The 22478-nt window shown below is 71.7% G+C and carries 16 protein-coding genes; all 16 read left to right on the forward strand.

Annotated features, from left to right (window positions below):
• Window positions 1–354: 354 nt before the first annotated feature.
• The 16 genes from IG02_RS0130450 to IG02_RS0130525 all read left to right on the forward strand — a co-directional run bounded on the left by IG02_RS0130450 (window position 355) and on the right by IG02_RS0130525 (window position 22326).
• On the forward strand, window positions 355–3600 hold the full coding sequence (locus IG02_RS0130450; RefSeq protein ID WP_030755055.1) for a bifunctional [glutamine synthetase] adenylyltransferase/[glutamine synthetase]-adenylyl-L-tyrosine phosphorylase: 3246 nt from the start codon (window positions 355–357) through the stop codon (window positions 3598–3600).
• A gap of 122 nt (window positions 3601–3722) precedes the next feature.
• Window positions 3723–4913 carry an NAD(P)/FAD-dependent oxidoreductase gene (locus IG02_RS0130455; RefSeq protein ID WP_037804722.1) on the forward strand — a complete coding sequence of 397 codons (1191 nt, stop codon included), beginning with the start codon at window positions 3723–3725 and terminating at the stop codon, window positions 4911–4913.
• Window positions 4910–5167 carry a 2Fe-2S iron-sulfur cluster-binding protein gene (locus IG02_RS0130460; protein WP_030755062.1) on the forward strand — a complete coding sequence of 86 codons (258 nt, stop codon included), beginning with the start codon at window positions 4910–4912 and terminating at the stop codon, window positions 5165–5167. Before IG02_RS0130455 ends, IG02_RS0130460 begins: the two co-directional genes overlap by 4 nt.
• Complete coding sequence (locus IG02_RS43555) at window positions 5160–6578, forward strand: NAD(P)/FAD-dependent oxidoreductase (RefSeq protein WP_037804725.1); 1419 nt, start codon at window positions 5160–5162, stop codon at window positions 6576–6578. Before IG02_RS0130460 ends, IG02_RS43555 begins: the two co-directional genes overlap by 8 nt.
• The gene (locus IG02_RS0130470; RefSeq protein WP_030755068.1) at window positions 6575–7504 is read left to right on the forward strand and encodes a dihydrodipicolinate synthase family protein; all 930 of its coding nucleotides are present in this window, start codon (window positions 6575–6577) and stop codon (window positions 7502–7504) included. The genes IG02_RS43555 and IG02_RS0130470 overlap by 4 nt, the downstream gene beginning before the upstream one ends.
• Before the next feature lies 1 nt (window position 7505).
• Window positions 7506–8507: a proline racemase family protein gene (locus tag IG02_RS0130475; protein WP_030755071.1), complete on the forward strand. Its 1002-nt coding sequence runs from the start codon at window positions 7506–7508 to the stop codon at window positions 8505–8507.
• A 182-nt stretch (window positions 8508–8689) separates the two neighbouring features.
• Window positions 8690–9358, forward strand: a complete 669-nt coding sequence (locus tag IG02_RS0130480) for a GntR family transcriptional regulator (RefSeq protein WP_030755075.1) — start codon at window positions 8690–8692, stop codon at window positions 9356–9358.
• Between the two features lie 530 nt (window positions 9359–9888).
• Entirely contained in the window at window positions 9889–11448 is a 1560-nt protein-coding gene (locus IG02_RS0130485; protein WP_199814115.1) for an ABC transporter substrate-binding protein, read from the forward strand.
• A gap of 1 nt (window position 11449) precedes the next feature.
• Window positions 11450–12406, forward strand: coding sequence for an ABC transporter permease (locus IG02_RS0130490; RefSeq protein WP_030755081.1), 957 nt, complete (start codon window positions 11450–11452; stop codon window positions 12404–12406).
• Window positions 12403–13401, forward strand: a complete 999-nt coding sequence (locus tag IG02_RS0130495; protein ID WP_030755084.1) for an ABC transporter permease — start codon at window positions 12403–12405, stop codon at window positions 13399–13401. The genes IG02_RS0130490 and IG02_RS0130495 overlap by 4 nt, the downstream gene beginning before the upstream one ends.
• On the forward strand, window positions 13398–14213 hold the full coding sequence (locus tag IG02_RS0130500) for an ABC transporter ATP-binding protein (protein ID WP_051765906.1): 816 nt from the start codon (window positions 13398–13400) through the stop codon (window positions 14211–14213). The genes IG02_RS0130495 and IG02_RS0130500 overlap by 4 nt, the downstream gene beginning before the upstream one ends.
• Complete coding sequence (locus tag IG02_RS0130505) at window positions 14210–15055, forward strand: ATP-binding cassette domain-containing protein (RefSeq protein WP_030755090.1); 846 nt, start codon at window positions 14210–14212, stop codon at window positions 15053–15055. Before IG02_RS0130500 ends, IG02_RS0130505 begins: the two co-directional genes overlap by 4 nt.
• Window positions 15052–16341, forward strand: a complete 1290-nt coding sequence (locus tag IG02_RS0130510; RefSeq protein WP_030755091.1) for an alpha/beta fold hydrolase — start codon at window positions 15052–15054, stop codon at window positions 16339–16341. The genes IG02_RS0130505 and IG02_RS0130510 overlap by 4 nt, the downstream gene beginning before the upstream one ends.
• Complete coding sequence (locus tag IG02_RS0130515; RefSeq protein WP_030755092.1) at window positions 16338–17699, forward strand: aminopeptidase P family protein; 1362 nt, start codon at window positions 16338–16340, stop codon at window positions 17697–17699. The genes IG02_RS0130510 and IG02_RS0130515 overlap by 4 nt, the downstream gene beginning before the upstream one ends.
• Window positions 17696–20350, forward strand: a complete 2655-nt coding sequence (locus tag IG02_RS0130520) for a beta-L-arabinofuranosidase domain-containing protein (protein WP_199814116.1) — start codon at window positions 17696–17698, stop codon at window positions 20348–20350. Before IG02_RS0130515 ends, IG02_RS0130520 begins: the two co-directional genes overlap by 4 nt.
• A 275-nt stretch (window positions 20351–20625) precedes the next feature.
• On the forward strand, window positions 20626–22326 hold the full coding sequence (locus IG02_RS0130525; protein WP_234314970.1) for a DUF6055 domain-containing protein: 1701 nt from the start codon (window positions 20626–20628) through the stop codon (window positions 22324–22326).
• Window positions 22327–22478: the final 152 nt, after the last annotated feature.

Raw genomic sequence — 22478 nt, forward strand, 5'->3', positions numbered from 1 at the left:
ATTGCCTCCGTCTTGACCTGCATTGACGGCGCCTCCTACGTTTTTGCCGCCACATTCAGGCGTTCCACCTGATGTGGGGAACGGTGAAATGCGTGCCGCAAAATCAACAAGGGGTCGGGGTGTCGAAGGCTGCAAGGTGGTCGGCGGCTTCGCTTTTGCCGGTCGGGCAAAGGTGGAGCGTGGGGATTCCATGAAGGCTCGACGCGATCTGGCCAGTGCGGCGTGAATATCGGTAAGTGGCCATTATCTTCAAGGATTATCTCGGTCGGCATCGCAGGGGCGTTCGCTCGGGCTCGTCAGCGGGCCCTGAACATGGCAGCGCGGGAATGTCGGCCAGGGAGGGAGGCGGCGCGCATGGCTCTACCCCAGGGACGCAGGAGGAGTGGCGTCACCCAGCTGCTGCGGCACGGTTTCACCAGCCCCTCGGCGGCCCAGCGGCTGCTGGACGCGCCTGAGTTGGCCGGAGTGCGCGGCGATCCGGTGCTGCTGGACGGGCTCGGGGCGACCGCGGACCCCGATCTGGCGTTGCGCGGGCTGGTACGGCTGGTCGAGGCGCTTCCGGAGGCTCCGGAGGACGGGAACGACAAGGAGCGAGCCGACTCGCGGCAGGCGCTGCTGGACACCCTGATCGCCGCCGAGCCGCTGCGCGACCGGCTGCTCGGGGTGCTGGGGGCGTCCGAGGCGCTGGGCGACCATCTGGCCCGGCATCCGCGGCACTGGCGGGCGCTGGTGCCGTACGAGGCCGCGGACCCGCCCCCGACCACCGCCCGCTTCGAACAGGCACTGGCGGAGGGGGGCCGGGGCGAGCCGGGGGCGGGGCTGCCGCGGCCGGACGCGCTGCGGGTGGCATACCGCCGGGCACTGCTGGCCATCGCCGCGCGCGAGGTGTGCGGCACCACCGATGTCACCCAGGCCGCCGCCGAACTTGCGGACCTGGCGACGGCGACGCTGCGGGCCGCGCTGGAGATCGTGGCGGAGGAGCGGCCGGAGGACGCCGCGGCCTGCCGGCTGGCGGTGATCGGGATGGGCAAGTACGGCGGGCGCGAGCTGAACTACGTCTCCGGCGTGGACGTCGTCTTCGTCGCCGGGGCCGTGGACGGGACGGACGAGGCCAGGGCGGTGCGGGCGGCCACCCGGCTGGCCTCCCGGCTGATGCGGATCTGCTCGGACGTCACGGCCGAGGGCACCATCTGGCCGGTCGACGCCGGCCTCCGCCCGGGAGGGCCCGACGGGCCGCTGGTGCGGACGCTCGCCGGCCACCTGGCGTACTACCAGCGCTGGGCCAGGGCCTGCGAGTTCCAGGCACTGTTGGAGGCCCGGCCGGTGGCGGGCGACAGCGCGCTCGGGCAGGCGTACGTGGACGCGCTGACGCCGATGCTCTGGCCGGCGGTGGAGCGGGAGAACCTCGTGCCGTACGTGCGGCAGCTGGGCCGCCGGGCGGGGGAGAACACCCCCGCCGCCGAGGGCGAACGCGAGCTGGAGCCGGACCCGGCGGGCCTGCGCGATGTGGAGTTCGCCGTGCGATTACTGCAGTTGGTGCACGGCCGGTCCGACGAGTCGCTGCGCGGCGGCACCACACTGGACGCGCTCGCGGCGCTGGCGGCGGGCGGCTACGTGGGCCGTTCGGACGCGGCCGCGCTGGACGAGGCGTACCGCTTCCTGCGCTCGATGGAGCACCGCGTCCAGCTCCACCGGCTGCGCCGCACCCCTCTCGTACCGGAGGGCGAGGCGGATCTGCGGCGACTGGGGCGGTCGCTCGGCGCCGTCTACGACTGCGACCGTCGTACCGAACCGGTGAGCGAGCTGGTCGCGGCGTGGCGCCGGTACGCGCGCGAGGTGCGGCGGCTGCACGTGAGGCTGTTCTACCGGCCGCTGCTGGACGCGGTGGCACAACTGCGGCGGGGGGAGGCCCGGTTGAGCTCGCAGGCGGCGGGCCGACGGCTGGCGGCGCTGGGCTACGCGGACCCGGCCGCCGCCCTGCGTCACCTGGAGGCTCTGGCGTCCGGGACGACCCGGAAAGCGGCCGTTCAGCGTACGCTGCTGCCGGCACTGCTGGACTGGTTCGCCGATTCCTCCGACCCGGACGCCGGGCTGCTCGGCTTCCGCAAGGTCTCCGACGCGCTGGGCAAGACGCCCTGGTACCTGCGGTTGCTGCGCGACGAGGGGGCCGCCGCGGAGAACCTGGCACGGGTGCTCTCCGCCGGGCGGCTCGCCCCGGACCTGCTGCTGCGTACCCGCGAGGCGGTCGCCCTGCTCGGCGACCCGGAGCGGCTGCGCCCGCGCGGGAGAGCCCATCTGGAGCAGGAGGTGCTGGCCGCGGTGGGCCGCGCCGACGGCGCCGAGCAGGCGGTCGCGGTGGCGCGCGGGGTGCGGCAGCGCGAGCTGTTCCGTACGGCGGCGGCGGATGTGATCGAGAGCGCGCGGCTGGTGAACGGGGCGAGCCCGTCGGCCGTGAGCCGGCCGCCGGCGGCCGGCGTCGGTGCCTCGGCCACCCCGCCGACGGCGCGGGCCCCGCACGGCGCGCGGCCCGCGGCCGGGGCGCCCGGCGCGCCGCGCGACTGCGAGCCCCACGTCCCGGCCCGTCCCTCGGGTCGGACGTCGCTGACCGAGGAGCCCGCGAGTCCGGGGGCCCTGGTCGACATGGTCGGCGACGCCCTCTCCGATCTGAACGCCGCGACCCTCGCCGGCGCCCTGCGCGCCGCCGTCCGCGCAACCTGGGGCGACGAGCCGCCCACCCGCTTCGCCGTCATCGGCCTCGGCCGCTTCGGCGGCCACGAGCTCAGCTACGGCTCGGACGCGGACGTGCTCTTCGTCCATGAGCCGCGCGAAGGAGCCGACGAACAGGAAGCCGCCCGCGCCGCCTTCGCCGTGGCCAACGAGACGCGGCGGCTGCTCCAGCTCCCCGCCGTCGACCCGCCTCTGCTCATCGACGCCGGCCTGCGCCCCGAAGGCAAGTCCGGTCCGCTGGTGCGCACCCTCGCATCGTACGCCGCCTACTACCGTCGCTGGGCGCTGGTCTGGGAGAGCCAGGCGCTGCTGCGCGCCGAACCCGTCGCGGGCGACCCCGGTCTCGGCGCGCGCTTCATCGAGCTGATCGATCCGCTGCGCTATCCGCGCCAGGGCCTGGGCGAGGACGCGATCCGCGAGATCCGGCGGCTCAAGGCCCGCATGGAGTCCGAGCGGCTGCCGCGCGGCGTCGACCCCACCACCCACACCAAGCTCGGCCGAGGCGGCCTCAGCGATGTCGAGTGGACCGTCCAGCTGCTCCAGATGCGCCACGGCTGGGCAGAGCCCGGTCTGCGCACCACCCGCACCCGCGAGGCCCTGGCCGCCGCCCGCGCCGCCGGGCTGATCCCCACCGAGGACGCCCGGACCCTGGACGAGGCGTGGGTGCTGGCCAGCCGCGTCCGCAACGCCGTCATGCTGGTCCGCGGCCGCCCCGGCGACACCTTCCCGACGGACGTCCGCGAACTGGCCGCGGTGGGCCGCTACCTGGGTTACGGCCCGGGCCGTGTCGGCGAGATGCTGGAGGACTATAGGCGCACCACGCGGCGCGCCCGCGCCGTGGTGGAACGCCGGTTCTACGACCACGCGAGCTGACCGCCTCGCCAGGCGGGCCGGTCCCGGGGGCCGCGGTGTGGGCCTTCGGGGTTCGGCTCGGCGAGCACTGCCGAGTGATCAAAGGTCTCCCACCGCAACGGGACATGTGACATAGTACTGCCGTGGTCACTCCTCTTCGGATCGTCATTGTGGGCGCGGGGATCGTCGGCGCGGCGACAGCCCGTGCCCTGGTCCGCGCCGGCTGCGACGTGACCGTCGTCGACCGCGGCTCCACGGCCGGGGGAACCTCCGCGGGTGGTGAGGGCAATCTGCTCGTCTCCGACAAGGAACCCGGCCCCGAGCTGCGGCTGGCGCAGCGTTCGCTCGCCGTCTGGGCGCGGATCGAGGCCGAGTTGCGCGACGAGCTCCCCGCCGGATTCCCCGGCCTCGAACTGGAACGCAAGGGCGGCCTGGTGGTCGCCACGACCGAGGCGGGCGCGGAGGCTCTGCTGGCGTTCGCGGACGCCCAGCGAGACGCCGGAGTGCTGGCCGAGACGGTGGACGACACCCGGGCTCATGAGCTCGAACCCGACCTGACACCGCACAGCACCGCCACGGTTTTCTACCCCGAGGACCTGCAGGTGCAGCCGGTGGCCGCGACCGAGGCCCTGCTGGCCGCGGCCCGCCGCCACGGCGCGCGTGTGCGACAGGGCGTGGAGGTGACGGGGCCGGTGCTGTCGGCGGGCCGGCTCGTCGGCGTACGGGTGGATTCCGGAACCCTGCCCGCCGACGCCGTGGTGCTCGCCGCCGGCCCCTGGTCCGGCCTGGTCGCCGAGCGGCTCGGCGTCCTTCTCCCGGTGCGTCCGCGTCGCGGCACGGTGCTGGTCACGTCGCGGATGCCGGTCCGTGTACGGCACAAGGTGTACGACGCCGACTACGTGGGCGCTGTCGGCTCGGGCTCGGCCGACCTGCAGGTCTCCAGCGTGGTCGAGTCGACCGCCGCCGGGACCGTCCTGATCGGCTCCTCCCGGGAGCGCCGCGGCTTCGACGAGCGGATCGAGGCCCGGGTGCTCGCCGCGCTGGCCGCCAAGGCGCTGCTCCTGTTCCCCTTCCTGGCCGCCGCGCAGGCGATGCGCGCGTACGGCGGGTTCCGGCCGTTCGTCCCCGACCACCTGCCGGTGATCGGTGCCGACCCGCGACTGCCCGGTCTGTGGCACGCGACCGGGCACGAGGGCGCCGGGATCGGCCTGAGCCTGGCCACCGCCGAGCTGCTGCGCGACCAACTCCTGGGCGGTACGGCCGATCCGCTGGCCGCCGAGTTCCGCCTGGACCGCCCGACCCTGCTGCCGCATCTCGAAGGGGCCGCCCGATGACGGGGATACATATCGAGGTCGACGGGGAGCGGATCGCCGGTCTGGCCGGACAGAGCATCGCCGGGCTGTTGCTGGCCGACGGGCGGGTGGCCTGGCGGCGAACCCGCACCGGCCGCCCCCGCGGCGTCTTCTGCGGGATCGGAGCCTGCTTCGACTGCCTGGTGACCGTCAACGGCCTGCGTGACGTGCGGGCCTGCCAGCGGCGGGCCGTGGACGGGGACAAGGTCGACCTCCAGGAGGACGACCGTGACTGAGGTGCTCGTCGTGGGCGGGGGACCGGCCGGCATGGCGGCGGCGCTGGCCGCCCGCCGCCACGGTGCCCGTGTCGTACTGCTCGAAGCCGGCGACGACATCGGCGGGCAGTACTGGCGGCATCTGCCGGGCGGACGCGCCGACCCGGGCGAGCGGCTGTGGCATCACGGCTGGGACCGTTTCCTCGCGATGCGCGACGAACTGCTGGGCGACGACGGCTGCGAGGTCGTGACCGGCGCGCACGTCTGGTCGGTGGAGCGGCGTGACGGCGCCCCGCCGCTGGTGCACGTGTTCGTCGGCGAGCCGGACGGGCAGGGGCGCGAGCCGCGCACCCTCGATCCGGCGGCCCTGGTGCTCGCGACCGGGGCGTACGAGCGCACCCTGCCGTTCCCCGGCTGGGACCTGCCCGGGGTCTTCACCGCCGGGGCGGCGCAGGCGCTGGCCAAGGGCGAGCGGGTGGCCGTCGGGCGCCGCGTCCTGGTGGCAGGCGCGGGGCCGTTCCTGCTGCCCGTGGTCGCCGGCCTCCTGAGGATCGGCGCCGAGGTCGCGGGGGTGATCGAGGCAGCCGGTCCGGCGCAGCTGGCCGGGGGCTGGGCGCCCCGGCCGTGGCAGCTGATCGCGGCTCGGCGCAAGGCCGGTGAACTGGCCGGGTACGCCCGCCAGTTGGCCGCCCACCGCATTCCGTACCGGACCGGCGCGGCAGTCGTCGCGGCGCACGGCACCGATCGGGTGGAGGCGGTCACCGTGGCGCGCCTGACCCGCGACTGGACGCCGGTCCCCGGTACCGGACGACGGATCGAGGCCGACGCCGTCTGCGTGAGCCATGGCTTCGTCCCACGCACCGAACTCGCCCTCGCGGCCGGCTGCGCGGTGGGCGTGGACGGCGCGGTCACCGTCGACGAGCGGCAGCGTACGTCGGTGCCCGGGGTCCTGACGGCCGGTGAGCTGACCGGCATCGGCGGCGTCGACCTGGCCCTGGCGGAGGGCGAGATCGCCGGGAGTGTCGCCTCGGGGGGCGTGCCCGCACCGGGTGCGGTCCGCGAGCGGGCGGTCTTCCGGAAGTTCGCCGCGCGGCTCGCCGCCGCGCACGGCATCCGCCCCGGCTGGCGCGCCTGGGTGGACGACGACACCGTGGTGTGCCGCTGCGAGGACGTCACCGCGGGCGCCCTGCGCCGGGCCGCGGAGCTGACCGGCTCCCGCGGGCTGCGCTCGCTCAAACTGACCACCCGGGCCGGCCTGGGCCTGTGCCAGGGCCGCACCTGCGGCCGCACGGTCGAGTCCATGCTCACCGGTTCGAACGAACCCGGTCTGCTCGACCCGGGCCGTACCGCCCACCGGCCGATCGCGATTCCCGTGCGCCTGGGCGAACTCGCGGCTTCGACCAGGACCAGCAACCGAGAGGACGTCCCATGAGTTCCGCACCGACCGATCTGCGCGGGGTGATCGTCGCCACCGCGCTGCCCTTCAAGGAGAACCCCTCGGCCCCCTCCGGGCTGGAGGTCGACTACGACCGTTACGCGGAGCACTGCGACTGGCTCATCGGGGAGGGCTGCCACGGTGTCGGTCCGAACGGATCGCTCGGCGAGTACTCCGCGCTGACCGACGCGGAGCGTCGCAAGGTCGTCCAGGTGGCGGTCGAGGCCGTCGGCGGGCGCGGCGTCGTGGTGGCCGGGGTGCACGGGCCCGGCTGGCACCAGGCCCGGCACTGGGCCGAACTGGCCGCCGAGGACGGGGCGGACGGCGTACTGGCGCTGCCGCCGACGATGTACCGGGCCAGCGGCCAGCAGGTCGTCGAGCACTATACGAAGATCGACGAGGTCGGGCTGCCGATCATGATCTACAACAACCCGATCGACACCAAGGTGGATCTCGTCCCCGACCTGGTGGCGGAGATCGCCCAGCTGCCCAACGTGAGGGCGATCAAGGAATTCAGCGGCGACGTGCGCCGGCTGTTCGAGATCACCGAGCGGTGCGACATCGACGTCGTGGCCGGCGCCGACGACGTGCTGTTCGAGCTGATGGCCGACGGGGCGGTCGGCTGGTTCGCCGGCTTCCCCAACACCTTCCCGGCCGAGTCGGTGGCGATCTACGACCACATGCTGGCCGGGCGCTTCGAGGAGGCCAGGGAGCTCTACAAGCACCTCGTCGCGGTGTTCCGGTGGGACTCGCGCACCGAGTTCGTGCAGGCCATCAAACTCGGCATGGACATGGTCGGCCGATACGGCGGCCCGTGCCGCCCGCCGCGTGGCCCGCTCTCCGCCGAGCACGACGCCCAGGTGCGTGCCGACATGCGACGGGCCATCACCGCGCTCGAGACGCGCCGCGCGGTGGCGGTCTGAGATGCGTACATCGCGGTTGTTCTCCGCCGTCGACTCGCACACCGAGGGCATGCCGACCCGGGTCGTGACGGGAGGCATCGGGGTGATCCCCGGCGCCACCATGAACGAGCGGCGCCTGTACTTCGCCGAGCACCTCGACCACATACGGCGGCTGCTGGTGAACGAGCCGCGCGGTCATTCGGCGATGAGCGGCGCCATTCTGCAGCCGCCGACCCGCCCCGACGCGGATTTCGGCGTGGTGTACATCGAGGTGTCCGGGTGCCTGCCCATGTGCGGGCACGGCACGATCGGAGTGGCCACGGTGCTGGTCGAGACCGGGATGGTCGAGGTCGTCGCGCCGGTGACGAGCATCCGGCTGGACACCCCGGCCGGGCTGGTGGTGGCCAATGTCGCGGTCAAGGACGGGCATGCCGAGAGCGTCACGCTGGAGAACGTGCCGGCGTACTGCGACCGGCTCGACGAGACCATCGAGGTGCCCGGCCTCGGCGAGGTCAGGTACAGCCTGGCGTTCGGCGGGAACTTCTACGCGATGGTGGACCTCGACGACGTGCGGCTGCCGTTCGACCGGCAGCGCAAGGGCGAGATCCTGAGCGCCGGGCTGGCGATCATGGACGCGATCAACACGTCCGCGCCGCCCGAGCACCCCCAGATCGACGGTGTCGGCCATTGCCACCACGTGGAGTTCATCGCGCCCGGTTCCGACGCCGCGCATTCGCGGCACGCCATGGCCATCCATCCGGGATGGTTCGACCGATCGCCCTGCGGAACCGGCACGTCGGCTCGGATGGCGGAGTTGCACGCACGCGGTGAGCTTCCGCTGCACCAGGATTTCGTCAACGAGTCCTTCATCGGCAGCCGGTTCACCGGCCGCCTGGTCGGAGAGACCACGGTCGGCGGCCTGCCCGCGGTGCTGCCGACCATCACCGGCCGGGCCTGGGTGACCGGGATCGGCCAGTACATGCTGGACCCGACCGATCCCTACCCGGCCGGTTTCGAATTCTGAGGGGCGTGGCGGACGCCCGGTGGCGTTTCGCCACCGGGCCACGCCCGGGAGGGGGGGCGTGCCGGTCCGCACCCGCGCCCCCGCGGGCCGAACGTCGCGGCCGGCGAATGCGATACTCGGCACATCGTTGGCCGACGAAGGTTGGCGGGGTGTGACATTTCAGTGGTGGGAGGACGGCGCGGATGAGCTCATCAATCATCGGCCCGGTGTCGGTGGGGGCGAGCCTGCGCGGCACAGTGGAGGACGCGGTGGCCGCCGCCATCGTCTCGGGCGAACTGGCCCCGGGAGCCCTGGTCACCGCGCCGACGCTGGCCGCGCGGTTCGGGATCTCCGCCACCCCGGTCCGTGAGGCCCTGCTCAACCTGCAGGGACGCGGGTTCGTCGACGTGGTGCGCAACAAGGGTTTCCGGATCACCGAGGTCAGCGAGCAGGACCTCTGGGAGATCGTGCGGCTGCGCCAGCTGCTGGAGGCACCGCCGATGCGGGAGATCGCGCGGACGCTGCAACCGGAGGCCGCAGCCGACCTGCGGCGCAAGGCCCAGACGATCGTGGACTCGGCCGCCGCGGCCGATCTCGCCGCCTACCTTGCCGCTGACATGGCCTTTCACCTGCGCCTGCTGGAACTGCACGGCAACCGTCGGCTGATCGCGATGGTGAAGGACCTGCGGCAGCAGACCCGGATGGTGGGCCTGGCCGACATGATCGGTACGGCCGAGCTGGCCCGTTCGGCCGCCGAGCATCACAGCCTGGTGGACCTGCTGGAGGCGCGTGACGGGCGGGGGGCGGAAACACTGGTCACCGCCCACATCGGACACGTGCTCGGCTGGTGGAACGGCCGCTCGGAGGACTGAGACACCGGTGCGACGAGCCCACCCGGCCGAGCCGGGTGGGCTGTTGGCGCGCGCCCGCGAACAGGAAGGCCGGCGTGCCAAGAGGTCGCGCGGACAGGTGGGCCATCGGCCCCGACGCCGCCCCGCCTGTCCGCGCGACCTCTAAATTCCCGCCGAAGCTCTTCTCCCGGGAGGTGTCACATACTACTGTCCTCTCAAGCGACCGGGATCGCAGTGATCCCGGTCCCTCTGTGGGACCGGTTCGCGGCTGCCCCGCTCTGCCCGCCTGCCCGCCGGATTCGCAGTGCGTCTGCTCACCGTTTCCGCACGTAGTCGTTGGTCCGCCGGCCCGTCATCCGTCCCGCTCGTCCGGACGGCCGGGCTGCCCGCACCCGACCGGAAGGTAGGACCCCTTGAAGAGAACCTCGTCTTCAGCGGCGCTCGCTGGGCTGACGGCCGGCGTACTCGCCCTTTCGGCATGCACCGGCGGTGGCTCCACGTCCACGGGTGCCGGCGGTGGGGGCGGTGGGGCCGCGGTCAAGGGCGGGACCGTGCAGGTCCTGCAGTCGACCGACTTCTCCTACCTCGATCCGACCCGGGGCTTCGACGGCGGCGTCAACGCTTTCTACCGACTGATATACCGTCAGCTGATCACCAAGGCACCCAACGACGCCAAGGATCCCAACGCGATGGTCCCCGACCTCGCGCAGAGCCTCGGCAAGGTCTCCGCCGACGGCCTGACCTGGACCTACAAGCTCAAAGCCGGGATCAAGTTCGACACCGGCGCGACGATCACCTCCAAGGACGTCAAGTTCGGCATCAGCCGCGGCTGGGACCCGGAGATCGGCATCGGCTCGCCCTACCTGAAAAACCTGATCGACGCCCCGAAGGGATATCAAGGTCCCTACCGCTCAGGGGACTTGCCCACGATCGAGACGCCCGACGACCGGACCATCGTCTTCCACCTCAAGGCACCGTTCCCCGAGTTCGACGCGGCGCTGTCCCAGTCGAGCGGCACCCCGTTCCCGGCCGGGACCGGCGGGGGCGACTCGTTCATCAAGGACGTGATCTCCTCCGGCCCGTACGACCTGGAGCAACTCGTCCCGGGCAGCGTGATCCAGCTCAAGCGCAACCCGCACTGGGACCCGAAGAGCGACACGGTCCGCAAGGCGTACCCCGACGCGTGGCGCTTCACCGTCGGCGTCGAGGGCGCCACCATCGACGAGCGTCTCATCGCCGGCCAGGGCGCCGACGTCAACGCGATCTCCGGCAGTGTGCAGACGGCCACCGTCGCCCGCCTGCGGACGCCCCAGCTCAAAGCGCGCACGGTCACGGCGCCGTCGACCTGCCTCACGTACATGGGTCTCAACACGACGAAGAAACCGCTCAACGACGTGAAGGTGCGTCAGGCCGTCAACTACGCGGTGGACAAGGGCTCGGTGCTCAACGCCACCGGCGGCAGGCAGTTCGCGACGATCTCCCACAGCATTCTGCCGAAGACGGTCTCCGGGCACATCGACCACGACCCCTATCCGAGCGCGGACAACGCCGGTGACGTGGCCAAGGCCAAGCGACTGCTCACCGAGGCAGGTTACCCCGACGGCTTCACGATGACTCTGGACGTACGCGCGAAGGAAGTCGACCAGAGCCGGGGCGAGGCCATTCAGCAGGCGCTCAAGCGGGCCGGTATCGAGGTCAAACTGAACGTGATCGACGCGGCGACCTACTACGAGACGATCGGCACACCGTCGCAGCAGCACGACGCGGCGATCACCGGCTGGTGCCCGGACTGGGCGTCGAGCGCGTCGACGTTCCTGCCGCCGCTGTTCGACGGCCGGCACATCACCGCCAAGGGCAACCAGAACGTCGCCCAGCTCGACGACGACGCCGTCAACGCCGAGATCGACCGCATCGGCGCGATGACCGACCTGGCCGCGGCGAACAAGGCATGGGGCGAACTCGACAAGAAGATCATGGCGCTGGCCCCCTTCGTCCCGCTGAACGTCGAGAACCGCATCTACCTGCCGGGCACCAACGTGGCCGGGGTGATCGTGCCCAGCGGCGACGTCGACTACGGGATCATCGGTCTCAAGGACCCGGCGAAGGGCTGACATGACGATCCCGTCAACCGGTCCGCGGGTGCCGGCGGTGTCCGCACCGGGGACCGCCGGCACCACGCCCGACCCTCGCCGGAGCGTGCCCCGGACCCTGCTGCGCGACCCGGTGGCCGTGGCCTGCCTCGGCTACATCGCACTGATCGTGCTCATGGCGGTGTGCGCGCCTCTCATCGTCCGGGTCAGCGGCTGGGACCCGTACGAGTTCGACCAGAGCGCCATCGACCCCGACCTCGGCGGTATGCCCGTCGGGTCCTGGGGCGGCATCTCCGGGTCCCACTGGCTCGGTGTCGAACCCGGCAGCGGCCGGGACATCTTCGCCCGGATCGTGTACGGCGCCCGCTCCTCGATGCTCATCGCACTCGGCGCGACACTGCTCACCACGGTGCTCGGCATGGTGTTCGGCCTGCTGGCCGGATACTTCGGCGGCCGGACCGACATGGTGATCTCGCGCGTCATGGAGTTCCTGATGGCGTTCCCCGCACTCATCTTCATGATCGCCGTGCTGTCCGCACTGCCCGCGGACGACCGGCAGTACCTGCTGGTCGTGGTGATCTCGGTGTTCGGCTGGCCGTACCTGGCCCGGATCGTGCGAGGACAGACCATGTCGCTCAAGGAGCGCGAGTTCGTCGAGGCGGCCCGCGCGTCCGGTGCCTCCCGCACCACCATCGTCTTCACCGAGATCCTGCCCAACCTGCGCTCGACCATCCTGGTCATGGTGACCCTGGCGGTACCCGGTTACATCGGTACCGAGGCCGGGCTGTCCTTCCTCGGCGTCGGCCTGGTGCCGCCCACGCCGTCCTGGGGGCAGATGATCTCGAGTTCGGTGAGCTGGTACGCGGTGGTCCCCACGTACTTCCTGGTACCGGGTGTCTTCCTGGCCCTGCTGGTGCTGTCCTTCATGGTCCTCGGCGACCGCGTCCGGATCGCCGCCGAGCCGGGAGGCCGCTCATGACCCGCTACGTCGTGCACCGCGTGCTGGGCATGCTGCTGGTGCTCTTCCTGGTCTGCCTGTTCACCTACATCATCTTCTTCGCCCTGTCGCCGGACCCGGCCGTGCAGATCTGCGGCAAGAACTGCACCCCGGAGCGCATCGACCAGATCCGGGCCAACCTCGGCCTGACCGACCCCTTCCTGACCCAGTTCCTGAACTTCCTGCAGGGCCTGTTCCTCGGCCGTGACTACGGCGGCGGCCCGTCCGCGGTGCACTGCCCGGCACCCTGCCTCGGCTACTCGTTCCAGACCTCTCAGTTCGTCACCGACATGGTCGTGCAGCGGCTGCCGGTGACCGCGGTGGTCGCGCTCGGCGCGGCCGTGCTCTGGCTGGTCCTGGGCGTGATCGGAGGTCTGCTCAGCGCGGTGCGCGAAGGAAGGTTCACCGACCGGTTCATCGCGGGGCTCACCCTGGGCGGCATGTCGATCCCGAACTACGTGCTCGCCCTCGCCCTGCAGTACGTGCTCGTGGTGTGGCTGCAGTGGCTGCCCTTCCCGCAGGCCGTGCGGTTCGCCGACGACCCGGGGCAGTGGTTCCTCAACTTCATCATGCCGTGGACAGTGCTGGCGATCGGCTACGCCTCGTCGTACACCCGGCTCACCCGGGCCAACGTCATCGACACCCTGGACGAGAACTTCGTGCGGACCGCGAAAGCCAAGGGCCTGCGCCCGGACCTGGTGTGGCGGCGGCACGCGCTGCGGCCGGCACTGACCCCGATCGTCACGATCGCGGGCATGGACTTCGCCGGCCTGCTCGGCGGCGCGCTGATCACCGAGACCGTCTTCGGGATCAACGGCGTCGGCAAACTCGCGGCGGACTCCATCACCAAGAACGACCAGCCGGTCATCATGGCCGTGACGCTGCTCGCCGCGTTCTTCGTCGTGGTCGGCAACATGGCCGTCGACCTCGTCTACTCCGCGATCGACCCGCGGGTCGGAAAGGGAGCGGCGTCATGAGCGACCTGCTGCGCGTCCGCGACCTGACCGTCGCCTTCCACGGCAAACCGGTGGTCGACGCCGTCGACTTCGCCGTGCCGCCCGGCGGCGCCCTCGGCATCGTCGGCGAGTCGGGCTCCGGCAAGTCCATGACCAGCCTCGCGGTCATGGGGCTGCTCCCGAAGGGCGCCACCCGCGCCGGCCACATCGAGTTCGACGGCACCGACCTCACCACACTGAACGAACGCCGGATGCGCGCCGTTCGCGGCGACCGGATCGCCATGGTGTTCCAGGACCCGCTCTCCTCGTTGAACCCGTACTACACGGTGGGTACGCAGATCGCCGAGGCCTACCGCTCCCACCGCTCCGACGTCAGCCGCCGGGCAGCCCGCAAGGCGGCGATCGAGGCGATGGAACGCGTGCACATCCGCGACGCGGCCCGTCGCGTCGACGAATACCCGCACCAGTTCTCCGGCGGCATGCGCCAGCGCGTGATGATCGCAATGGCGCTCACCACCGAGCCGAGCCTGATCATCGCCGACGAGCCGACCACCGCGCTCGACGTCACCGTCCAGGCCCAGATCCTCGACCTGCTCGCCGAGGTACGCCGTGACACCGGTGCCGCGCTCATCCTCATCACCCATGATCTCGCCGTGGTCAGCGAGGTCGCCGACACACTGATCGTCATGCGGCACGGCAAGGTCGTCGAGTCCGGCACCGCCGAGCAGGTCTTCTCCGACCCGCGGCACCCGTACACCAGGGCACTGCTCGACGCGGTCCCGCGGATCGACGACGAGATCGGCGAACTGCAGACCCTGGGAGGCGACACATGAGCCCCGAACCACTGCTGCGGGCCCGGGACCTGGTCAAGGAATTCCCCGTCGCGGGCATGGCCGGACTGCTGCGCCCCGCGCGCAGGTTCACCGCCGTCGACACCGTCTCCTTCGACCTCCACGCGGGCAGGACCCTCGCGCTGGTGGGGGAGTCCGGGTCGGGCAAGTCGACCACCGCGCGGCTCGCCGCCCGGCTGATCGACGTCACGTCGGGCACCGTCCACCTCGACGGCCGCGACATCACCGCCCTGCACGGGCAGGACCTGCTGGAGGTACGCCGCCAGGTGCAGGTCGTCTTCCAGGACCCGTTCTCGTCGCTCAACCCGCGGCACACCGTCGAGCGGATCGTCACCGCGCCCCTGCGCTACCAGAAACGGCCGATTCCCGGAGGCACCCGGTCCGTCGCCCGCGCGCTCATGGAACGGGTGGGGCTCGACCCCGATCACGTCGGCCGCTACCCCGCGCAGTTCTCCGGCGGGCAGGCCCAGCGCATCGGCATCGCCCGCGCCATCGCCGTGAATCCGCGCGTGCTGGTCTGCGACGAAGCGGTCTCGGCGCTCGATGTCTCGGTGCAGGCGCAGATCATCAACCTGCTGCGCGAACTCCAGCGCGAGGAGGGCTTCGGCTGCCTGTTCATCGCCCACGACCTCGCCGTGGTCCGGCAGATCGCCACCAGCGTCGCGGTGATGACGGGCGGCCGCGTGGTGGAGGCGGGCGAGCGGGACGCGGTCTTCGACGACCCGCAACACGAGTACACCCGCGAACTGCTGGCCGCCGTGCCGCGGATCCGCCCCGACTGGGACGCGCGCCGGCGCTCCAACGTAACGGGGGCCACCACATGAACCTGGTGGAGTACCCCCTGCCCGGCGCCTGGGTCCGCGAGTTCACCGTCGCCGCGCCACTGGACTGGTCCGATCCCGGCGGCGAGAGCATCGAGCTGTTCGTCCGGGAGTTCACCGACCCCGACCGTCGCCACGACGACCTGCCGCTGCTGACGTATCTGCAGGGCGGCCCCGGCGGAGCCAATCCCCGGCCCGCCCCGGTGGGCGGCTGGCTGCCCGAGGCCCTGGCACACTACCGCGTCGTTCTGGTCGACCAGCGCGGCACCGGGCGCAGCACCCCGGTCGACGGAACCGACATCGCGGGCTTCCCCCATGCCCGCGCCGCGGCGGACCACCTGCTGCGCTTCCGGGCCGACTCGATCGTGCGCGACCTCGAACACGTCCGGACCCGGGTTTACGACGGCAAGCGGTGGGCCACCCTCGGACAGAGCTTCGGCGGGTGGATCACCCTGACCTATCTGTCCCACGCCCCCGAGGCGCTGACCGCCTGCTACGTCTGCGGCGGGATCCCCGGCACACCGCCCGATCCGGACGAGGTCTACCGGCGCACGTTCGAACGGGTGGCCGACAAGACCGCCGACTTCTACCGGCGCTACCCGCAGGACGTCGCCGCGGTCGCGGCGATCGCCGACCGGCTCGCCGCCGGTGATGTGACGCTGCCCGACGGCTCGCCGCTGTCGGTGCGCCGGTTCCAGACACTGGGCGGGGAGCTCGGCTTCGGAGCCGGCCACCAGCGCCTGCACTGGCTGGTCTCCGAGGCGATCCGCCGAGACGGCCGTTTCGACGGCACGTTCCTTCAGACCGTGCTGGTCAAGACGTCGAACGCGGGGAACCCGCTGTTCTGGACCCTCCAGGAGTCGATCTACGGCGACGGCGCCAACGGCCCCTTCCGCTGGTCGGCCCAGCGCGAACGGGACCGGCGGCCGGAGTTCGCCGAGGACCGCCGGCCACTGCTGTTCACCTCGGAGATGACGTTTCCCTGGATGTTCGAGGAGGTCCGGGCGCTGCGGCCGTTCGCGCCCGCGATGGCCGAACTCGCCGAGCAGGAGGTCTGGAGCCCGCTCTACGACCCGGCACGGCTCGCGGCCAACGACGTGCCGCTGGCCGCGGCAGTCTACGCCGACGACGTGTTCGTCGACGCCGGGCTGCAGCGCGACACCCTGACCCGGGTCGGCAACGCCCAGACCTGGGTGACCAACGAGTACGAACACGACGGCATCACCGACGGCCGGGTGCTGCGCCGGCTGCGGGAGATGGTCCGCGACCGAGGAGGCGAAAAGCGTTGACCGAGACGACCACCCCGCCGTACGCCGGGACCAGGCCGCCGCGGCTGGCCGACGAAAGCCCCGGCTTCCTGGCCCGTATCGGGCACGGCTGGGCCGAACGCGACGTCCCGGCGCCGGTGAGTCCGGCCGCGGCACGGGCGGCGGCCGAGCACCGGGCCCGGTTGAGCGCCTGCCTGCCGGACCGGACCCTGGTCCTGGCCGCGGGCCGCGCCAGGCACCGCAACGGCGACGCGGACTACCCGTTCCGGGTGGACAGCGACTTCCTCTGGGCCACCTCGTGCCAGACCGAGGGCGCGGTCCTGATGATGACACCGCGCCCGGGCGGCCACGACGCGGTGCTGTACATGCCGGCTCCGGCCCGGCCCGGCGAACGTGACTTCCACGCCAGCGCGGCGCACGGGGAGCTGTGGGTCGGCCCGTCGGCGGGGCTCGCGGCGTGGTCGGCCGCGCTGGATCTGCCGGTGCGGCCGATCGACGACCTCGGCGAGCAGCCCGGCGGCCAACCGGACGAACTGCGTACCGTGCTCTCCGACCTTCGCATGATCAAGGACGACTGGGAGATCGCACAACTGCGTGAGGCCGTGGACCACACGGTCACCGGATTCGCCGCCGTCGCCGACGAGATCCCGCGGGCCGTCGCCGACGCCCTGGGGGAGCGCTGGCTGCAGGGCACCTTCGACCGGCACGCCCGAACCTTCGGCAACGGGCCCGGCTACAACACCATCGTCGGCTCCGGCGAGCACGCGCCGATCCTGCACTGGGTCCGCTGCGACGGCCCGGTCCGGCCCGGTGAGACCCTGCTGCTGGACATGGGCGTCGAAGCGAACTCGCTGTACACGGCGGACGTGACCCGGACGATCCCGGTGGCCGGCTCGTTCACACCGGCCCAGCGCCGGGTGCACGACCTGGTCGAGGCCGCCCATCGGGCCGGCATGGACCAGGTACGCCCCGGCGCCACGTACACCGACTTCCACTTCGCCGCCATGGAAGTCCTGGCCCGCGGCCTGCACGACTGGGGGTTGCTGCCGGTCTCGGTCGACGAGGCGCTCGCCCCCGAGGGCCAGCAGCACCGCCGCTACCTCGTCTGCGGTATCGGCCACCACCTGGGCCTGGACGTGCACGACTGCGGCTCGTCGTCGTACGAGCGGTACCAGGGCGCGTCGTTGCGGCCCGGCATGGTGCTGACGGTCGAGCCCGGCCTGTACTTCCACGCCCACGACGAGACCCTGCCCCCGGAACTGCGCGGAATCGGCGTACGTCTGGAGGACGACCTCCTGGTCACCGGGACCGGGCACGAGGTGCTGTCGGGCGCGCTGCCGATCGACGCCGCCGGGCTCGAGAAATGGGCGGCCCGATGACCCGGGCGCGTCCCTTCGCCCTGCGGGACGTGGAGTTGCTCGACGGGGTGCACTCCCGGACCCGGGACCAGATGCTGCGTCTCGCCAGGGAGTTCCCGGTGGACCGGGTGCTCGCGGTCTTCCGGGCCAACGCGGGGCTCGACACCCGCGGAGCACTCCCGCCCGGCACCTGGGAGGACTTCGGCCATCCGGACGAGCGGGCGTGGTCCGAGGCCGACTACCCCGGTCCGGGAGTGGCACCCACGGCGAGCCTGCTGCGCGGGCACTACGCGGGGCACTTCCTGTCGATGCTGTCGCTGGCGTACGCCTCGACCGGCGAGGAGCTCCTGCGGGGCAAGGCGAACGAGATGGTCGCGGGCCTGGCCGAGGTGCGTGACGCGCTGGCGGCGACCGGGCGTTACAGCCATCCGGGCTTTCTGGCGGCGTACGGCGAGTGGCAGTTCTCGCGGCTGGAGGACCTGGCGCCGTACGGGGAGATCTGGGCGCCGTACTACACGTGCCACAAGATCATGGCCGGTCTGCTGGACGCGTACGAGCTGACGGGCTCCCGGCAGGCGCTGGAGATCGTCACCGGCATGGGCCACTGGGTGGCCGGCCGGGTCCTGCGGCTGGACCGGGCGCGGTCGCAGCGCATGTGGTCGCTCTACATCGCCGGCGAGTTCGGCGGAATGAACGAGACCATGGCGAGACTGCACCGGATCACCGGCGAACCGTCGTTCCTGCGCACCGCCGGGGCGTTCGAGATCGACCGCGTGCTCGACGCCGCGGTCGAGGGCCGTGACGTGCTCGACGGCATGCACGCCAACCAGCACCTCCCGATGCTCGTCGGACACCTCGACCAGTACGACGCCACCGGTGACCGCCGCTACCTCGACGCCGTGGTCGCCCTCTGGGACCAGATCGTGCCCGGCCGGATCTTCGCCCACGGCGGCACCGGCGAGGGCGAACTGTGGGGCCCCGCGGACACCGTGGCCGGGTTCGTCAAGCGACGCAACGCCGAGACCTGCGCCACCTACAACCTGCTGAAGATCGCCCGCTCGCTCTTCGGACACACCCTCGACGTCCGGTACGCCGACTACGCCGAGCGTGCCTCGCTGAACCACATCGTCGGCTCCCGCGCGGACGTCACCTCGGACACCGGTCCCGAGGTCCTGTACATGTACCCGGTGGACCCGGGCGCCGTCCGCGAGTACGACAACGTCGGAACCTGCTGCGGCGGCACCGGTCTGGAGAGCCACGTCAAACACCAGGAATCCGTGTGGTTCCACGCACCGGGGCAGCTGTACGTCACGCAGTACGTACCCTCGCGGCTGCGCCACGCCGACGGGGAGGTGACCCTGCGGACCCGGTACCCCCGCGACGGGAAGGTGGCGATCGAGTTCGGTCTCGCCTTCTCGGGCGAGCTGCACCTGCGCATCCCGCCCTGGGCCGCCCGCGCCCGGGTCGACGGCGTGGAGACGCCGGCGCCGGACACCGGATTCGTGACACTGCGGCGCGATTTCCGCCCCGGCGACATCGTCGAGCTCGACCTGCCGATGCCGCTGCGGCTGGTGCCCACCCCCGACGACCCCACCCTGGTCAGCCTGGAACTCGGCCCCACGGTCCTGCTCGCGCGCGACGACGCCACCACCACCCTGCAGGTCGCGGCGGCCGCCCATCGGCGTCTCGACGGCAGCATCGCCGGGCACACCACCGACGGCGACCTGGTCTCGGCGCTCGGCCGTACCTTCGAACCGGCCTGGTCCGGCGGGGACCACCGCTACCACATGTACCTGCGTCTGGCCGACCCGGAGATCGCCTTCCTGGGCAGCGCACCCGGGGTACCCGACCGCCATGACTCCGACGGCTGGTCGTTCCTCACCGGACTGTGGGCGGACGGCGGATACGCCGACGTCGGAGCGTTCTTCACCGCGGTCCACCGGGGGGTGGTGCGGGCGGCCCGGTCCGGGCTGCTGAACCGGGACGAGGCGGTCGCGGTGTTCATGGCGGCGACCGCGAGCACCCTCGACGGCCCGCCCGTGCCCCGCCGCGGTGTCATCGGCCCGGACTCGGCGGACGTACCGCGCGTGACCCGGCGGACCTCGGCGGACGGGCAGCAGGCCGAGGACGTCGTCGAATGGTCGCTCCCGGCGGACGTCGGCGCGGGCGATCCGCTGCCGGTGGTCCGGGTGGAGGTGACCGGCGACCACGCCCCGTCCGGGTGGTACACCCGCGGGCCGGGCTTCGCGGTGACCTCGGTCTCGTCCGCCACTGTGGAGGCCGCGGTGGGAGAGGGCGCGTGGCAGCCCGCGACCGGTGTGATCGCGCTGGACCGAGAGGGCCGGCACGTCCTCCGGGGCCGGGCCACCGACTCCTCCGGCCGGACCGTTCACACCACTCGCGAGGTCGCCGTCGACACACGGCCGCCGTCGGTGCGTGCCGAGGTCCGTCCGCTCGGGCCGAGCAACGTCGAGGTGACCCTCTACGCCGACGACGACGTGTCCGGCGTGGACCGCGTTCAGTGGCGTACCCCGGAGACGTTCTGGGGCGTCTATCAGGAGCCCTTCACCAGGGCGCTGCGCGACGAGCCGCAGACCCTCGAGTTCATCGCCGCCGACCGGGCCGGGAACACGACACCGGTCCAGCGGGTGGAATTGCCGCCGCGGCGGTGAGAACCCTGGGCGATTGTCCCGAACAGAACGTTGCCGAAAGGGTTTTCTTACGTCAGTGTCAACAGTAATAGACGCCCCGTCCATCGGTGTTGGTCTTCACGTGCTCATCGGAGTCGGCCGCCTCCACCGTCATTCTCCGGTGTGCGGGAAAGGCCGGAAAACCGACGTGGGGCTCGTCCGTCATCGGACCTCAATGGGATGGTGTTTCCGCCATGAAGCTTCTTCGTGCTCGATTACGGCCACTGTGGCCGGCTGTCGTACTGACTCTCACGCTGGTGACCGGTGGGTCCGTCGCGCCGCCGGCGACGGCGCGCGCCTCGGCCCCCGCCGCGAAGTCCGTGTACATCCCCGCGAGATGGACCCAGACGGGCGAGGTGCCCTGGTCCGCCTCCCGGAGCCGGGAGTCCACCAACTTCGTCCTGCTGTGGGGCGAGAAGTCCGGCACCAATCCCGTGTCGGCGCCCGCGCCGTACAACTTCGACCCGGACAGTGTCATCACCCAGCTGGAGAACCTCTACAGCTTCTACGTCAACAGGATGGCCTTCACACCGGAGACCGGGCTGCTGGCGCAACACAAGATCATCGTGATCGTGACCCGGACCTGGAACCGCACCGAGCTGGACGCCTGGGCCACCGGCGGATCGGTGGACAACCGGGTCGGCATCATCAACGTCGCTCCGGGGGCCGCGCTGCCCGGGTCGTGGGGCCTGGCGCACGAACTGGCCCATGTCTTCCAGAACTACACGTTTCTGGGCCGGTCCGGTGCCGGCTTCGTCGATCCGAGCGCGGGCACGTTCTGGGAGACCGGCGCCGAGTTCATGGCGATGCAGGCGCTGCCCACCACCGCGGCCGGAGACCTGACCCGCTGGCTGCGTTCGGAGAATCTGTACTGGAGTTCCAGCCGGCACCACTACGGCAACTGGATGCTGGCGCAGTACATCAAGGACCGCGACGGACTGGCCATGTTCAACCGGATGTGGAACGAGGCGCGCAGCACCGAGCATCCGCTGGAGACGTACCGCCGGATCACCGGTATCAGCCAGTCCGAACTGGGCCGGCGGGTCGGCGAGTACGCCACCCGCACCGTCAACTACGACTTCGGCAACCGCTCGACGCTGATGCCGTTCATCACGAACGTGTACGGCGCGGGCTTCCTCAGCGCGTACAACGGAGGCAACGTCGAGGCCGTCGACCAGAACCTGAACCACTACCGGATCAACGCGCGGGTGGCGCCCTCGGACTACGGCTTCAACAAGATCAAGCTCGTGCCCTCGTCGGCAGGCGGGCTGGTGAAGGTCCGGCTCAAGGGGCACGCGGAGACCGGCGCGAGCGGCTGGACGTTCGGACTGGTGGCGATGCGCGACGGCACGGCACGCTACTCGGCGCTGAGCTCGGGCACCGACGGGCAGATCAGTTTCCAGCTGCAGTCAGGCGAGAGCGAGGTGTGGCTGGTGGTCACCGCCACACCCACCGCGGTGCCCCACTACGGCTTCCTGGACGGATACACCAAGGCCCGGCGCTTCCCGTACGAGTTCCGCCTCTCCGGCGCCACTCCGTCAGGCTTCGAGCCCGGCCATGTCAAGCCGGCCGCGACCGGCGGCGGGCACTGGCACTCCAACGGCGGCGGCTGGGTCTCCAACACGGCCAGCGTCGCCGCCACCGCCTACGTCGGTCCGAAGGCCGCGGTCTACGCCGGTACGGTCACCGGCAACGCCCGTATCGAGGGGCTCGGCTGGGTCAACGGCGGTACCGTCGGCGGCAACGCCGTGGTCAAGGACAACGCCCTGATCCAGGGTGGCGCCAACCTGTCCGGGAACATCGTCGTCGGCGGGGACGCCGAACTCGCCATGACCTGCGGTGCCGGTACCTACCTGATGTTCAATCCGGACCGGCGCTGTGACGGTGCCGGCGGTGAGCCCGACGTCAACCCGTCGTACACCGCCTTCCCCAGCGCCGATCTGGCGATCTCCTCGTGATGTGAGTCGGAGATTCGCCGCAGGGGGTCCCGTGGGGAAGTCCTCCATGCCGGCCGGACGTTGGCGTGGGGTGCGCACCCAGGACGTGGGCGACCGGAACTCGCACCGCGCGGGTTCCGGTCGCGCCCCCCGCCGTCCCCGGCCGGACGCGC

This window comes from Streptomyces sp. NRRL F-5135, from assembly GCF_000719775.1.
Taxonomy (GTDB): domain Bacteria; phylum Actinomycetota; class Actinomycetes; order Streptomycetales; family Streptomycetaceae; genus Streptomyces; species Streptomyces hebeiensis.